This is a genomic window from Achromobacter pulmonis, from assembly GCF_002885955.2.
GTDB lineage: Bacteria > Pseudomonadota > Gammaproteobacteria > Burkholderiales > Burkholderiaceae_B > Achromobacter > Achromobacter pulmonis_A.
Genome location: NZ_POQS01000003.1, coordinates 134,763 through 150,114, shown reverse-complemented (window position 1 = coordinate 150,114; position 15,352 = coordinate 134,763). Strand labels below are relative to the sequence as shown.

Here is a 15,352-nt window from a genome sequence, read left to right as displayed (position 1 = left end):
CCAGTTTCTAGGACGCAATCCCGGCGCGGCGCGCGAAGGGCGACCATTTCGTGAACACGAGCAGGTTGCCCAGCATCACCAGGCCCAGGCCGAGCAGCGCCGTGGGCGTCCAGTGATAGCCTTCGGCGTAGGCCGACACGCTCAGCGCCACGACCGGAAACAGCACCGTGCAGTACGCGGCGCGCGCCGGCCCCATGCGCCCGACCAGCGTCAGGTAGGCGGTGAACCCGATCACCGAGCCGGGAATGGCCAGGTACAGCAGGGCGCCCACATACGAGGCCGAGCCGTCGAACTCGAAGGGCAGGCCGGCGGCCAGGCAGCCGGCCAGCAGAATGGCCGCGCCGTACAGCATGCTGTAGGCATTGCCGGTCAGCGGCCGGATGCCGGCGCGCTGCTGCAGGGACGACAGCATGTTGCCGGTGGAGAAGCAGAACGTGCCCAGCAGCGCGAAGCCCAGGCCCAGCAGGGTTTCATGGCTGGCCTCCTGGCCGGCCAGTTCCGGCCAGAACAGCAGCACCAGGCCGCAGCAGCCGAGCGCGCCGGCCACCATCACGCGCGGCGCGATGCGCGTGCCGAACCACAGGCGGGCGTTCAGCGCGTTCCACAGCGTGGCCGCGGAAAACACCACCGACACCAGGCCGCTGGGTATCCATTGCGTGGCGGTGTAGAAGCACAGGAAGTTCAGGCAGAACAGGCACAGCCCCTGGCCGACGCACAGCCAGTGGCCGCGACGGTCCAGCCGCTGCAGCTTGCGGGTCAGCAGCAGGGCGCCGAAGAGGATCAATCCGGCCAGCGCGAAGCGGTAGAAGATCGATACCGGTATGGCGACCACGCCCAGCTGCAACTTGATGGCGATCCAGGTGGTGCCCCAGATGACGACGGTGAGGAAATACAGGAACAGGTTCACGTTGAGGGCTTGCGGCAGAAACGGACGGCCAGTATGCGCGTCCGGGCGCGTTTTGGATTGCCGTTTCTTGCGGTTTTTTGGTGGTTCGCGCGCGCGCCGCACGCGAGATCGCAGTAGCATTTCAATCCTATGGCTCCCGTCGCATCGGCTCCGACCGACTTCTCCGTTTTCCGCACGCTGTCGCGCTCCACCGCGAGGCTGGCGCGCGCCGTGACGCTGGGCGAGGGCATGGCGATCTCGCAATGGTCGCGCAGCGCCTGCGAGACCATGGGCTACGACGCGCCGGGCCACCACACGCTGTCGCTCTACCTGCGCGGCGGCGACAAGTCCTTCCGCCTGGGCCACGATGCGCTGCACGGCGGCGCCGGCAAGTTCTGCGTGCTGCCGGCCGAGCATTACTCGCGCTGGAGCATGAACGATCCGGTGCATTTCCTGCACCTGTACATCGCGCCCGAACGCCTGGCGCGCGAGGCGGTGCTGCGGCTGGACCGCGAACCGCGCACGCTGGAGCTGCGCGACCGCACCTATATCCAGGACGCGTCGCTGATCGACGTCTGCCGGCAGTTGCTGGGCACCGACTGGAACCAGCCGGCCGACCGCCTGGCGGCCAGCAGCGCCGCCGAGACCGTGCTGCACCACCTGCTCGACCAGGGCGTGGCGCGCAAGGCCGGCGCGCCGGCCCGGGGCGGCCTGGCGCCCGCCGTGCGCCGCCGGGTCATGGACTACGTCGAGGCCCATCTGGCCGAACCGCTCACGCTGGACCAGCTGGCCGGCGTGGCCGCGCTGTCGACCTATCACTTTGCCCGCATGTTCCATGCCTCTTTCGGCGAACCGCCGCACGCCTGGGTGCGGGCCAGGCGCATCGCGCGCGCACGCGGGCTGCTGGCGGCCGGCAAGGGCGACCTGGCCGGCATCGCCCAGGCCTGCGGTTTCGGCAATGCCAGCCACCTGGCGCGCGTGTTCCGCGACGCGGTCGGGGCCACGCCCGGCCAGTACCGCAGCGCCCACAGGACGGCGCACTAGTTCCGGCCCTGTTTCCGCGGCCGCGCGGTCTACAATGGGGGACCGCCCGTAGGGCCTGACCGCGCCTGCCCCGACGCGATGCCGTCTTCGACCTCTCGCGACCCTGAATCCGCCGATCCGAGCCGCCTGCGCGCGCACTGGCTGGCCGAACTCGTCCGCCTGCGCGAAGCGCACTGGGGCCCGCTGGAAGACGCCGACGCAGTGCGCCGCGTGCGCCAGCTGGACGCCGGCCTGCCGGCCCGCATCCTGGCCCGCGCCGCGCTGCTGGCGCAACGCGAGCAGCTCGTCCCGCTGGTCGACGCCTGGCGGCGCAGCGCGCTGGCCATCCTGGCCGCGCTGTTCGCGCTGGCCGCGGTTTCCGGCGCCGCCGCCGCGCTCGGCGCGCTGGGAGACGGCACGCGCCCGGTCAACGTGCTGTGGGCGCTGGGCGCCTTGCTCGGCCTGCACGCGCTGACCTTCCTGCTGTGGCTGGCGAGTTTTCTGTTCAAGGCCTCCAGCGCGACCGGGCTGGGCCGACTGTGGCTGTGGGCCACGCGCAAGCTCGCCCGCGGCCCGGACGGCGCGCTGGTGCCGCAAGCCTTCCTGAACCTGCTGGCCCGCGCCGGCGCGCTGCGCGGCCTGTTCGGCGCCGTCAGCCACCTGCTGTGGCTGACCGCCCTGTGCGCGGCCCTGGCCGCGCTGCTGGCGGTGCTGTCCACCGCCAGCTACCGCTTCATCTGGGCCACCACGCTGCTGGCGCCCGACACCTTCGTGACGCTCACGCAGGCCGTGGGATGGCTGCCGGCGCAGCTCGGCTTTCCGCTGCCGGACGCCGCGGTGGTGCGCGCCAGCGACGGCGCCCAGGTCCTGCCCGCCGACGCGCAGGTGCAGTGGTCGGTCTGGCTGATCGGGGTGCTGGTGGTCTACGGCATCGTGCCGCGCCTGCTGGCCGGGACGCTGTGCGCGGCCGCCGCGTTGCGCGCGCTGCGCCGCCTGCGCATCGATCCCGCGCTGCCCGGATTCGCGGCGCTGCGCGACCGGCTGGAGCCGCCCGCCCTGTCCAGCGGCATCGACCGCCCGGTCGATCCGCTGCATGAGCCGCGGGTGCGCGCGGCCCCGCCGCCCGCCCTGGACGGCCGCCCCGTGATCCTGGGGCTGGAGCTGCCGCAGGACCTGCAATGGCCGCCCGCGGACGTGCCGGCGGCGGTGCAGCAGGCCGGCAACCTGGACACCCGCGAGGAGCGCAACCGCGTGCTGGATGCGCTGGCCAACACCGCCGCCACGCGCCTGCTGATCGCCTGCGACGCGCGCCAGACGCCCGACCGCGGCACGCTGTCGCTGATCGCGGAACTGGCCGCGCACGCGGCCCAGACCCGCGTCTGGCTGATCCCGCCAGCGGCGCAGGCCCCTGTCGCCAGCCGCGCGCCGCTGTGGCGCGAACGCCTGCTGGCGCTGGGTCTGCCGGCCCAGGCCGTCGTGCAGTCGTCGGCCGCGCCCTATGCCTGGCTGGAGGCCGGCGATGGCTGACGCCCTCATCAAGATCGCGCTGGTCGGCCACACCAACACCGGCAAGACCTCGCTGCTGCGCACGCTGACGCGCGACACCGGCTTCGGCGAGGTCGCCGACAGCCCCGGCACCACGCGCCACGTCGAAGGCGCCCGCCTGCGCCTGGAAGGGCGCGCGGTGCTGGAATGGTTCGACACCCCGGGCATGGAAGACAGCATCTCGCTGCTGGAGTACCTGGAACGGCTGGACCGCCCCGGCGAACGCCTGGACGGCCCGGCGCGCATCCGCCGCTTTCTCGACACGCCCGAGGCGCATGGCCGCTACGAACAGGAAGCGCGGGTGCTGGCCAAGATGCTGGAGTGCGACGCCGCGCTGTACGTGATCGACGCGCGCGATCCGGTTCTCGGCAAGCACCGCGACGAACTCGCCATCCTGGCCGCCTGCGGCCGGCCGCTGCTGCCGGTGCTGAATTTCGTCAACGCGCCGGCGCACCGCGCCGATGAATGGCGCGACGCCATGGCCCGCCTGGGGCTGCACGCGGTGGTGGAGTTCGATACCGTCGCCCCGCCGCTGGACGGCGAGCAACAGCTGTACGCCAAGCTCGGGGTGCTGCTGGACCGCCACGCCGGCGCGCTGGCGCAACTGGCCGACAGCCTGGCCGCGCAGCGCCGCGCGCGGCGCGCGGCCGCCTACGAAATGCTGGCCGACCTGCTGGTCGACGCGGCCGCGCTGCACCTGGCCAGCGCCAGCGACGAAGCGGCGCTGGCCGCCGCTTCCGAGCGCCTGCGCACGCTGGTGCGCCAGCGCGAGCAGGCCTGCGTCGAAGCCCTGCTGGCGCTCTACAACTTCCGTCGTTCCGATTTTGCGGGCGATGCGCTGCCGCTGGCCGGCGAACGCTGGGGCATGGATCTGTTCCATCCGCAGGCCTTGAAAGACATGGGCGTGCAGGTGGGCATGGGCGCGGCCGCCGGCGCGATGGCGGGCGCCGCGGTGGACCTGCTCAGCGCCGGCCTGAGCCTGGGCACCGGCATGCTGATCGGGGCCGCCGCCGGCGGCCTGTGGCAGGGCGTGGAGAAACTGGGCAAGCGCATGGCCGGCAAGCTGCGCGGCTGGCGCGAACTGAGCGTGGACGACGCCGTGCTGCGCCTGCTGGCGCTGCGCCAGCGGCAGTTGATCGAAGCGCTGGAGCGCCGCGGGCATGCCGCGCGCGAACCGCTGCAGCTGGACCGCCCGGATGACGAGGCCTGGCGCAAGGGCCCGCTGCCCGAAGCGCTGAAAGAAGCGCGCAGCCGGCCCGAGTGGTCGGCGCTGGGCGAACACTACGAAGACAGCGAACGGCGCAAGCGCATCGTCGGCGAATTGGCGAAAACCCTGGCTTCGCAGCCGCCGCTCCCCGCCTGACCCGCAGGGCCGCGGCACGCACCATTCAAGGCCGGCGGCAAGCGCGTACTAACCCCAATCCAAACCGATTGACGCTTAAACGAATGCGTCTATAAGATTCGTTTTGCATCGGCGGGTCCGTCCCCGTCATGATAATCACAAGGGGTTGGATCGATCGTGAATTCGAAGTCCCACGCAGTGATTCCCGGCCGCGCCATCACCGGCCCGCGCGCGCTTCGCGCTGCATCCCGTTCGACCCCGCTCCGCCTTTCGTCGTAAGCAGCAACGCCATGCCCCGCCCCGATGGGGCCAGGGGCCTATCACTTCTGTCGCGCTATCCGCGCATCACACGGAGCATGAGGGCTATGCGTACTTTTCCCCACCTGAAGCAAGCGGCGCTGGCTGCGGCCGTCGCGGCATCGCTGGCGTTCAGCGCCAGCGCCGTCGCCGCCAAGACCTTCCATTGGTCGTACCAGGGCGACGCCACTTCCATGGACCCGATGGCCCTGAACGAAACGTTCACGCTGGGCTTCCAGGGCAATATCTACGAAACGCTGGCCGGCTACGACGGCAACCTGAAACTGACCCCGCTGCTGGCCGAAAGCTGGGAAAACCCGGAGCCCACGAAGTGGGTGTTCAAGCTGCGCAAGGGCGTGAAGTTCCATGACGGCTCGCCGTTCACGGCAGACGACGTGATCTTCTCGTGGAAGCGCAGCCTGACCCCCGGTTCGGACATGAAGGGCTACGGCGCCAAGGCGTCCGACATCAAGAAGATCGACGACTACACCATCGAGGTCATCACCCCGACGCCCAACCCGATCCTGCCGCGCGAGTGGGTGTTCCTGTACATCATGAGCAAGTCGTGGTCGGAGAAGAACAAGACCACCGAGGCCACCAACGTCAAGGGCGACAACCAGGGCAACTACGCCAACCTGCACGCCAACGGCACCGGCCCCTTCATGCTGGCCGAACGCCAGCCCGACGTGAAGACGGTGCTCAAGCGCTTCGACGGCTACTGGAACAAGAACATCAAGACCAACGTGGACGAGGTCATCTTCCAGCCGATCACGCAGGAAGCGACGCGCGTGGCCGCGCTGATCTCGGGCGAGATGGACCTGGTGCAGCCGGTGCCGGTGCAGGACTGGAAGCGCCTGGAAGACGCCAAGGGCGTCAAGCCGCTGACCGCGCCCGAAGCCCGCGCCATCTTCATCGGCATGGACCAGGACCGCGACGAGCTGCTGTTCTCGGACGTCAAGGGCAAGAACCCGTTCAAGGACCCCAAGGTCCGCGAAGCGGTGGTGCTGGCCGTGGACACCAAGGCCATCAACGAAAAGATCATGCGCGGCGCGGCCAAGCCGCTGGGCTCGCTCATCGCCACGGCGATCAACGGCTATGACGAATCCTTCGGCGCGCCCTACAAGCCGGACCCCGAACGCGCCAAGAAGCTGCTGGCCGAGGCCGGGTATCCCAAGGGCTTCACCGTCACCATGGACTGCCCGAACGACCGCTACGTCAACGACGAAAAGGTCTGCCAGGCGGTGGCCGGCATGCTGGCGCGCGTGGGCATCAAGATCAATCTGCTGGCGCAGACCAAGTCCAAGTACTTCGGCAAGATCCTGCTGCAGGCCGGCAACCAGACCAGCATGTACATGCTGGGCTGGACGCCAAGCTCGACCGACGCGCACAACACGCTGCTGAACCTGACGTCGTGCCGCGACGCCAAGACGGCCGCGGGGCAGTTCAACCTGGGCGGCTACTGCAACAAGAAGGTCGACGAACTCACCGCCAAGATCGGCGTCGAGACCGACCAGGCCAAGCGCAACGCGATGATCAAGGAAGCCTTCGGCATCGTGCGCAGCGACTTCGGCTATCTGCCGCTGCACCAGCAGCCCATGTCCTGGGGCGTGAAGGACAACATCCAGGTCGTGCAGCGCGCCGACGACGTGCTCGACCTGCGCGACGTCGTGATGCCCTGACGGCTTGACGCAAAGGCCCGGTCGGCGCGCGCCGCCCGGGCGCGCCCGGCCCAGCCCCGCTTTGCGCAAGCAGCGAAACGCGGCCCGGCGTTATCCGAACCAGAGGGGCACTCCTAATGCTTTCCTTTATTGCGCAACGGCTTATCCAGTCGGTGCTGGTGATGTTGACGGTGGCGCTGATCGCGTTCGCCATGTTCCGCTACGTGGGCGATCCCATCGCCAGCATGGTCGGCCAGGACACGACGCCCGAACAACGGGCGCAGCTGCGCGAGCAGCTGGGCCTGGACGATCCCTTCGTGGTGCAGTACGCGCATTTCGTGGCCGACGCCGTGCGCGGCGATTTCGGCATCTCGTACCGCCATCGCCGCCCCGTCAGCGAACTGCTCGAAGAACGCATGCCGGCCACGCTGGAACTGTCTTTCGTTTCCGCGGTGATGGCGCTGGTGCTGGGCATCCCGATGGGAATCTACACCGCGCTCAAGCGCCACGGCGTGCTGTCCAAGGCCTTCATGGCGATATCGCTGGCCGGCATCTCGCTGCCCACCTTTTTGATCGGCATATTGCTCATCCTGTTCTTCGGCGTGCAGCTGCGCTGGCTGCCCAGCTTCGGCCGCGGCGACGTGGTGAGCCTGGGATGGTGGACCACGGGCTTTCTGACCAAGTCGGGCTGGCAGGCGCTGATCATGCCGGCCATCACGCTGGCGCTGTTCCAGATGACGCTGATCATGCGCCTGGTGCGCGCCGAGATGCTGGAGGTGCTGCGCGCCGACTTCATCAAGTTCGCGCGCGCCCGCGGCCTGCCCGAACGGCTGATCAATTTCCGCCACGCGCTCAAGAACACCATGGTGCCGGTCATCACGATCACGGGGCTGCAGCTGGGCTCCATCATCGCCTTCGCCATCATCACGGAAACCGTGTTCCAGTGGCCCGGCATGGGGCTGCTGTTCATCCAGGCCATCAGCATGGTGGACATCCCCGTGATGGCGGCCTACCTGGTGCTGATCGCCTTCATGTTCGTGGTCATCAACCTGATCGTCGACCTGCTGTACTTCGCCGTCGACCCGCGCCTGCGCGTGCAGAGAAAATAAAGGAATCAGCATGATCGCCCGCATCGCCCCTTTCTTTTCGCGCGCCGCCGACAGCGACCTGTGGCACAGCTTCAAGCGCACGCCCGGCGCCATCATCGCCGCCATCGTCACGCTGGCCATCCTGCTGGGCGCGCTGTTCGCGCCCATCGTCGCGCCGCACAACCCCTTCGACCTGGCTTCCCTGAGCATCATGGACGCCAACACCCCGCCGTCCTGGGAAGAGGGCGGCAGCCCGGATTTCCTGCTCGGCACCGACGACCAGGGCCGCGACATCCTGTCGGCCGTGCTGTACGGCTCGCGCGTGTCGCTGCTGGTGGGCTTCGCTTCGGTGCTGTTCTCGATGGTGCTGGGCGTGACGCTGGGCCTGATCAGCGGCTATGCCGGCGGCCGGGTCGACAGCTTCATCATGCGCATCGCCGACGTGCAGCTGTCGTTTCCCGCCATCCTGGTGGCGCTGCTGATCGACGGCGTGGCGCGCGGCCTGCTGCCGCGCGACCTGCATGACCAGCTCGCGCTGTACGTGCTGATCTTCGCCATCGGCATCTCCGGCTGGGTGCAGTATGCGCGCACGGTGCGCGGCTCCACGCTGGTCGAGCGCAACAAGGAATACGTGCAGGCGGCGCGCCTGATCGGCATCGGCCCGATCACCATCCTGCGCCGCCACATCCTGCCCAACGTCATGGGACCGGTGCTGGTCATCGCCACCATCCACCTGGCGATCGCCATCATCACCGAAGCCACGCTGTCGTTCCTGGGCGTGGGCGTGCCGCCGACCGCGCCGTCGCTGGGCACGCTGATCCGCATCGGCAACAGCTATCTGTTCTCGGGCATGTGGTGGATCTCCATCTTCCCCGGCATCGCGCTGGTGGCGCTGGTGCTGTCGGTCAACCTGCTGGGCGACTGGCTGCGCGACGCGCTCAACCCCAAGCTGCGCTGAGGACGCCATGGCCCTGTTGAACATCGAAGACATCCGCATCGAATTCCCCAGCCGCCGCGGCACGCTGGTGGCGGTGGACGGCGTATCGCTGGCGCTGGAAAAAGGCGAAATCCTGGGCGTGGTGGGCGAATCCGGCGCCGGCAAATCGACCATCGGCAACGCCGTGATCGGGCTGCTGGAAGCGCCGGGACGGCTGGCCGGCGGCGAGGTGCTGCTCAACGGCGAACGCATCGACACCCTGAGCCCGGCGCAGCAGCGCCGCGTGCGCGGCCGCCGCATCGGCATGATCTTCCAGGACCCGCTGACTTCGCTGGACCCGTTGCAGACGGTGGAAAGCCAGCTGGTCGAAACCATGCAGGTGCACCTGAACCTGTCGCACGCCCAGGCGCAGAAACGCGCCGTGCAGCTGCTGGAACAGGTCGGCATCGACCAGCCCGAGCTGCGCGTCAAGCAATACCCGCACCAGTTCTCCGGCGGCATGCGCCAGCGCGTGGTGATCGCGCTGGCCCTGTGCTGCGAACCCGAAGTCATCATCGCCGACGAACCCACCACCGCGCTGGACGTGTCGATCCAGGCGCAGATCCTGGAGCTGCTCAAGCGCCTGTGCCGCGAAGAGCAGGTGGGCATGATCATCATCACCCACGACATGGGCGTGATCGCGGACGTGACCGACCGCGTCGCGGTGCTGTACCACGGCAAGCTGGTCGAGCAGGGCCCCACCGCCAAGATCCTGGGCGACCCCGACCATCCCTACACGCGCAGCCTGATCTCGGCCGTGCCGCGCCCGGACATCAAGCTCAAGCGGTTTCCGCTGGTCACCTACATCGAGGACGTCAAGACGCCGTCGCAGCCGCTGGACCTGGCCACGCACTGGCTGGGGCAGCGGCGCGACTTCGGCGCGCGCACGGACGGCCCGCTGGTGCAGGTGCGCGACCTGAGCATGCGCTTCGTGCTCAAGAGCGCGTTCTTCAAGCGCAACCAGCGCACGCTGGACGCGGTCAAGCGCGTCAATTTTTCCATCGCCGAAGGCGAGGTGTTCGGCCTGGTGGGCGAATCGGGCTCGGGCAAATCCACCGTGGCGCGCCTGATTTCCGGGCTGTACACGCCCAGCGCGGGGTCGGTGAATTTTGGCGGCGTCGAACTGACCGCACTCAAGGGGGAAAGGCAGCTCAACCCGTTCCGGCGGCAGATCCAGATGATCTTCCAGGACCCGTTCTCCTCGCTCAATCCGCGCATGCGCGTGCTGGACATCGTGGCCGAGCCGATCCGCTTCCACAAGCTGGCCGCCAGCGAGGCCGAGGCGCGCCGCATCGTGGCCGACCTGCTCGACGTGGTCGGCCTGGGCGGGCGCGCGGCCGAACGCTTTCCGCACGAGTTCTCGGGCGGGCAGCGCCAGCGCATCTGCATCGCGCGCGCCCTGGCCACGCGCCCCCGCTTCCTGATCTGCGACGAGCCGACCTCGGCCCTGGACGTCTCGATCCAGGCGCAGATCCTCAACCTGCTCAAGGACCTGCAGGAAGAGCTGGGGCTGACCATGCTGTTCATCAGCCACGATCTGCCGGTGATCCGCCAGATGTGCGACCGCGTGGGCGTGATGCGCTACGGCGAACTGCTGGAAGTCGCCGCCACCGAAGACCTGTTCGAGCGGCCCCAGCATCCGTACAGCAAACATCTGCTGGGGCTCATGCCGCGCCTGCAGTCCATGTCCCGGGAGGGGCTGGACGTGGTGGCGGGCTAACCCAATCCGGAGCGGACATGACGACACCACAGACGCTTTTCATCGGCGGCCAGGTATTCGACGGCAAGGGCGCGCTGCTGCCCGGGCACGGCGTGCTGGTCGAAGGCCAGCGCGTGGCGCGGGTGGCGCCGGCCGGCGAATTCTCCGGCTACGCCGGCGCCAGGGTACGCACCGAGGGCATGACGCTGATGCCCAGCCTGGCCGATTGCCACGTCCACCTGGTCTATACCGGCGGCGCCGATCCCAACGCGCAACTGAGCAAACAGGGGCCTGCCCAGATCACGCTGACGGCGCTGGAGAACGCCCAGGCCAGCCTGCGCGGCGGCGTCACCGCGGTGCGCGATTGCGGCGGCAAGGACTACCTGGAATTCGGGGTCCGCGACGCGATCGCGCGCGGCGTGTTTTCCGGGCCGACCATCCGCGCCTCGGGCCGCATCATCTGCATGACGGGCGGCCACGGCAACCGCATCGGCCGCGTCGCCGACGGCTGCGAGGAAGTGATCAAGGCGGTGCGCGAGCAGGTTCACGCCGGCTGCGACCTGGTGAAGATCATGGCCACCGGCGGCGTGATGACGCCGGGCGTAAGCCCCATGGACGCGCACTACAGCGCGGAGGAAATGAAGGCGGGCGTGCACGAGGCCAAGCGCTTTCGCAAGAGCACCGCCAGCCATGCACAGGGCACGCAAGGCATCCTGAACGCGGTGCGCGCCGGCATCGACTCGATCGAGCACGGCATCTTCATGGACGACGACTGCCTGCGCGAAATGCTGGAGGCCGAAACCTACCTGGTGCCCACCATCGCCGCGGTGCGCAACATCATCGCCAACGCCGACAACGGGATTCCGGCCTATGCGGTGGAGAAGGCCCGCGCGGTCGAGCAGCGCCACCGCGAGTCCTTCCAGATGTACTACAAGGCGGGCGGCCGCATCGCCATGGGCACCGACGCCGGCACGCCTTTCAACCTGCACGGCGAGAACGCCATGGAGCTGGCCTACATGGTGGAATTCGGCATGACGCCGGTCGACGCGCTGATCGCGGGCACTTCGCGCGGCCACGACCTGATGGGACTGGACCGCCACGGCGTGATCGCCGAAGGCAACGTGGCCGACCTGCTGCTGGTGCAGGGCGACCCCACGCAGGACATTCTCAAGGCCGCCGACAAGCGCTTCCACGTGGCCGTGCTGCGCCACGGGGAGCTGGCCGCGGGCGCCTTGCCGTCGTGATCCGGCGCGCGGACGCGCCATGAAAAAAGCCGCCGCGCCCGATGCGCGGCGGCCTTGGCCACGACTGCGGCAGACGCTCAGCGCCCCCCGCCCATCGCGCCGCTCAGCACCATCATCAGGAACTGCTCGACCGGCATCTTCTTGCCGTTGAAGTCCACCTGGCCGTCGGCGTAGTTCAGGTAGGTCACGATGTTGTCGTTTTCGATCTTGGCCAGGCCCATCGCCGTGGCCATGGTGCCCACCATCTCGGCCTGGCCCTTGGCGGTCTGCAGGGCCTGCTCGGCCGGCACGCCGCGCACCTGCGGCTCGATGGCCATCAGGTCGCTCAGGTTGGCCTTGGACAGCACCAGCCTGGCCGCGAGCTTGCGCACCACATCCTTGGCGGTGTCGGCGAACTCGCCGTCCATCGTGGCGGGCTTGGTCAGGTCCAGGTCCAGCGTGAAGGTCGAGGTGCCGTTGGCGGTGCGCACTTCCAGCGGCGCCACGTTCAGCGTCGGGTTGCCGGCCAGCAGCAGTTCGACGTTGGTCTTGAGCACCTGCTTCTCTTCATCGGTGAACTCGGGCGCCTGCTCTTCGTCATCGCTTTGCAGCATGCGGCGCGAAGCGGCTTCGTAGACGTCGTTGATGGCCTTGAACGCCTTGGCGTCCAGGCGCTGGGCGTCGATGACCAGCTTGGCGCCGGCCATGTCCTTTTCCTGGATGTTGATCATGCCCAGGTCGAGCACCATCTTGGCGCCCACGGTGGCGTCGGCTTCGGTCATGTCGACGGCCATGCTGGTGTCCTTGAGCTGGACCGGCGGCTTTTCCTTGGACGTGATGGTCCAGTTCTTGATGCCCAGCTTCTGGCTGCCCACATACATGTCGTTCTTGCCGGGCGTCATGTCGCTGGTCAGCGTCAGGCCCTGCAGGGCCATGCGCTCGATGTCGCTGTCCTCGGAGGCCGGGCCGGCGGCCACCAGGCTTTCGGCGGCCAGCGCGATGGTGCCGTGCTTGCTGTCGGTGGCGTAGGTGACGTCGCCCTTCATGCCCGAGAACGACAGGCTGGTGTCGTCCTTGGCGAACTCGACCGGCGCCATGTCGAACGTGCCGGCGACGTTCCTGGCGTAGCTGACGCTGTAGGCGCCCGACAGCGGCACGACGCCCTTGGTGGCGGCGAACCAATCCTTGACGGCGGGCGTTTCTTCGAGCTGGAAGCGGCTGGCCACCATGGCCGGGGCGAAGGAGCCGGACTTCAGGTTCGACAGCGGGAACGGGCCGTGGTCCAGGTGCTCGACGAACTGGATCTCATGTTCCTGGGCCGGCTTGCCGTCGGCCGCGGGCTCGGTGATCTTCACGCGGTAGCGCTCGGTCGACGAGAACACGCCGCGCTCGAACGACACCAGCTCGACCACGGCGGCCACGCCCCACTTCTCGCCGAATTTCTGCAGTTCGACGTTGGCCTGCTCGACCGATTGCTTGACGAAGGCCTCGGCCTTCTGGCCCGTGTACCACGCCGTGCCGGTCCAGACCGCGCCCAGCGCGACGACCACGCCCACTACTGCCGATTTCTTCATAACAACCCTTTGTTCTTCAAATATGGAGGAAAGCGCACGGATTATAGGGAGTGGAGCCTAGGGAAAACACTTATTTGGTGCACAGGCGCTGCTATTTGTTACCTGGTGATACGCATCCGCCCCCGTGAACCGGTGCTGCAGCGCCACATCGGCTACAATCGTTGCGTGTGTTTTGCCAATCTGCACACGTCCGCTAGGCCCTTCGCTGCCAAGCCTCGCCCATCAGGGCGCTTCCCTTTTCTCCTTGTTCGTCCGCCTGGATTGGAGTCTCTCAACTTGAGCGACGGGCTGCCGTTGGAGTTGTCTTGACTACCTCTTCCCCTTTCGCCGACCTCGGGCTGGCTGATTCCCTGTTGCGTGCCATCGCCGAGACCGGCTATACCGCGCCCACTCCCATTCAGGCCCAGGCCATTCCGCAGGTGCTCAAAGGCGGCGACCTGCTGGCCGCCGCCCAGACGGGCACCGGCAAGACCGCCGGTTTCACGCTGCCCATCCTGCATCTGCTGATGCAGAAAAAACCCGAGCAGAGAAAGCCCGGCCGCCCGCGCTGCCTGATCCTGACCCCGACGCGCGAACTGACCGCGCAGGTCGCGGAATCGGTGCAGACCTACGGCAAGTACACGTCGCTGACGTCCATGGTGATGTTCGGCGGCGTCAATATCAACCCGCAGATCTCCGCGCTGAGAAAGCCGCTGGACATCCTGGTGGCCACGCCCGGCCGCCTGCTGGACCACTGCGGCCAGAAAACCATCGACCTGTCCGGCGTCGAGATCCTGGTGCTGGACGAAGCCGACCGCATGCTGGACATGGGCTTCATCCGCGATATCCGCAAGATCCTCGCGCTGCTGCCCAAGCAGCGCCAGAACCTGCTGTTCTCGGCCACCTTCTCCGACGACATCCGCACCCTGGCGCGCGGCGTGCTGAACAATCCCGGCGAGGTCTCCGTGACCCCGCGCAACACCGCCACCGAGCTGGTCACCCAGACCGTGCACATGGTGGAACAGCACCACAAGCGCGACCTGCTCAGCCACATCATCCGCGAAAGCGGCTGGCACCAGGTGCTGGTGTTCACGCGCACCAAGCACGGCGCCAACCGCCTGGCCGAAAAGCTGGTCAAGGACGGCCTGACCGCCGCCGCCATCCACGGCAACAAGAGCCAGTCGGCCCGCACCCGCGCGCTGGCCGGCTTCAAGGACAGCTCCGTGGCGGTGCTGGTGGCCACTGACATCGCCGCGCGCGGCCTGGACATCGACCAGCTGCCCCAGGTGGTGAACTTCGAGCTGCCCAACGTGCCCGAGGACTACGTGCACCGCATCGGCCGCACCGGCCGCGCCGGCGCCACCGGCGCCGCGGTCTCGCTGGTCGACAACAGCGAAATCAAGCTGCTCAAGGACATCGAGCGCCTGATCAAGAAGACCATCGAGCGCAAGCCGGTCGAAGGCTGGACCCCGCCCGCCACCAGCGCCGCCGCCTACGAGCGCCAGGAGCGCGAGGAAGACAACCGCAGCCCGCGCGGCGGCAACCGCAACGGCCGCGGCGGCAACGCCAATGGCGGGCGCGGACGTCCGGCCCAGGGCCAGCCCCGTTCGGCCGCCGGCGGCCGCGCGCCGGCGCCGGCCCGCGCCGGCGAAGGCCGCGCCAGCCACGCCCCGCGCGACGGCAAGCCCGCCGACCGCCCGGCCCACGCCGGCCGCAACGAAAACCGCCCGCAGCAGAACCATCGCCGTCCGGAAGGCGCCGCCCGTCCGGCCGGCAATGGCGGCGCGGGACGCCCCGCGCGCGCCGCGCTGCTGAGCAAGTAATATCACCGGCAACCCCAGAACCGCGATCACGGACCCGCGCCATGCCCTTATCCACCTGGTTGACGTTTTTCCTGGCCTCCTGGGCCATTTCGTTCTCGCCCGGCGCGGGCGCGATCTCGGCCATGTCTTCCGGGCTGAAGTACGGGTTCGCGCGCGGCTACTGGAACACGGCCGGCCTGATCATGGGCATCCTGTTCCAGTTCGTGGTCGTGGCCGTGGGCCTGGGCGCGGTGCTGGCC

11 protein-coding genes and 1 pseudogene are annotated in these 15,352 nt (G+C 68.5%); 10 read left to right on the top strand and 2 right to left on the bottom strand.

Annotated features, from left to right (window positions below; all coding sequences use genetic code 11):
• Positions 1 to 7: 7 nt before the first annotated feature.
• Positions 8 to 907, bottom strand: coding sequence for a DMT family transporter (locus C1I89_RS11945; RefSeq protein WP_102773514.1), 900 nt, complete (start codon positions 905 to 907; stop codon positions 8 to 10).
• 129 nt (positions 908 to 1,036) lie between these two features.
• On the opposite strand from C1I89_RS11945, the gene C1I89_RS11940 reads away from it, so the two are divergent.
• From C1I89_RS11940 to C1I89_RS11905, 8 genes are all read left to right on the top strand, one after another.
• The gene (locus C1I89_RS11940; RefSeq protein WP_102772998.1) at positions 1,037 to 1,930 is read left to right on the top strand and encodes a helix-turn-helix domain-containing protein; all 894 of its coding nucleotides are present in this window, start codon (positions 1,037 to 1,039) and stop codon (positions 1,928 to 1,930) included.
• 78 nt (positions 1,931 to 2,008) lie between these two features.
• Entirely contained in the window at positions 2,009 to 3,436 is a 1,428-nt protein-coding gene (locus C1I89_RS11935; protein ID WP_102772997.1) for a DUF2868 domain-containing protein, read from the top strand.
• Complete coding sequence (locus tag C1I89_RS11930) at positions 3,429 to 4,817, top strand: GTPase/DUF3482 domain-containing protein (RefSeq protein ID WP_102772996.1); 1,389 nt, start codon at positions 3,429 to 3,431, stop codon at positions 4,815 to 4,817. Before C1I89_RS11935 ends, C1I89_RS11930 begins: the two co-directional genes overlap by 8 nt.
• Before the next feature lie 344 nt (positions 4,818 to 5,161).
• Entirely contained in the window at positions 5,162 to 6,772 is a 1,611-nt protein-coding gene (locus C1I89_RS11925; protein ID WP_102772995.1) for an ABC transporter substrate-binding protein, read from the top strand.
• A 116-nt stretch (positions 6,773 to 6,888) separates the two neighbouring features.
• Positions 6,889 to 7,860 carry an ABC transporter permease gene (locus tag C1I89_RS11920; protein WP_102772994.1) on the top strand — a complete coding sequence of 324 codons (972 nt, stop codon included), beginning with the start codon at positions 6,889 to 6,891 and terminating at the stop codon, positions 7,858 to 7,860.
• A 10-nt stretch (positions 7,861 to 7,870) separates the two neighbouring features.
• The gene (locus tag C1I89_RS11915; RefSeq protein WP_102772993.1) at positions 7,871 to 8,797 is read left to right on the top strand and encodes an ABC transporter permease; all 927 of its coding nucleotides are present in this window, start codon (positions 7,871 to 7,873) and stop codon (positions 8,795 to 8,797) included.
• Positions 8,798 to 8,804: 7 nt separating this feature from the next.
• Entirely contained in the window at positions 8,805 to 10,535 is a 1,731-nt protein-coding gene (locus C1I89_RS11910) for an ABC transporter ATP-binding protein (protein WP_102772992.1), read from the top strand.
• A gap of 17 nt (positions 10,536 to 10,552) precedes the next feature.
• A complete protein-coding gene (locus tag C1I89_RS11905; protein ID WP_102772991.1) occupies positions 10,553 to 11,758 on the top strand; it encodes a metal-dependent hydrolase family protein in 1,206 nt (401 codons plus the stop codon).
• Positions 11,759 to 11,835: 77 nt separating this feature from the next.
• Here C1I89_RS11905 and C1I89_RS11900 read toward each other — a convergent pair whose 3' ends face one another.
• The gene (locus tag C1I89_RS11900; protein WP_102772990.1) at positions 11,836 to 13,311 is read right to left on the bottom strand and encodes a YdgA family protein; all 1,476 of its coding nucleotides are present in this window, start codon (positions 13,309 to 13,311) and stop codon (positions 11,836 to 11,838) included.
• Between the two features lie 305 nt (positions 13,312 to 13,616).
• Between C1I89_RS11900 and C1I89_RS11895 the strand changes: the two genes are divergently transcribed.
• Both C1I89_RS11895 and C1I89_RS11890 read left to right on the top strand, forming a co-directional pair.
• On the top strand, positions 13,617 to 15,113 hold the full coding sequence (locus C1I89_RS11895) for a DEAD/DEAH box helicase (RefSeq protein WP_181390939.1): 1,497 nt from the start codon (positions 13,617 to 13,619) through the stop codon (positions 15,111 to 15,113).
• A gap of 41 nt (positions 15,114 to 15,154) precedes the next feature.
• Positions 15,155 to 15,352: pseudogene (locus C1I89_RS11890) on the top strand (threonine transporter RhtB); the annotation flags it as partial.

What these genes read in the sequence shown, in the direction of transcription:
- C1I89_RS11940 (WP_102772998.1), top strand. Translation starts at nt 1,037, where the DNA reads ATGGCTCCCGTCGCATCGGCTCCGACCGACTTCTCCGTTTTCCGCACG.
- C1I89_RS11935 (WP_102772997.1), top strand. Translation starts at nt 2,009, where the DNA reads ATGCCGTCTTCGACCTCTCGCGACCCTGAATCCGCCGATCCGAGCCGC.
- C1I89_RS11930 (WP_102772996.1), top strand. Translation starts at nt 3,429, where the DNA reads ATGGCTGACGCCCTCATCAAGATCGCGCTGGTCGGCCACACCAACACC.
- C1I89_RS11925 (WP_102772995.1), top strand. Translation starts at nt 5,162, where the DNA reads ATGCGTACTTTTCCCCACCTGAAGCAAGCGGCGCTGGCTGCGGCCGTC.
- C1I89_RS11920 (WP_102772994.1), top strand. Translation starts at nt 6,889, where the DNA reads ATGCTTTCCTTTATTGCGCAACGGCTTATCCAGTCGGTGCTGGTGATG.
- C1I89_RS11915 (WP_102772993.1), top strand. Translation starts at nt 7,871, where the DNA reads ATGATCGCCCGCATCGCCCCTTTCTTTTCGCGCGCCGCCGACAGCGAC.
- C1I89_RS11910 (WP_102772992.1), top strand. Translation starts at nt 8,805, where the DNA reads ATGGCCCTGTTGAACATCGAAGACATCCGCATCGAATTCCCCAGCCGC.
- C1I89_RS11905 (WP_102772991.1), top strand. Translation starts at nt 10,553, where the DNA reads ATGACGACACCACAGACGCTTTTCATCGGCGGCCAGGTATTCGACGGC.
- C1I89_RS11900 (WP_102772990.1), bottom strand. Translation starts at nt 13,311, where the DNA reads ATGAAGAAATCGGCAGTAGTGGGCGTGGTCGTCGCGCTGGGCGCGGTC.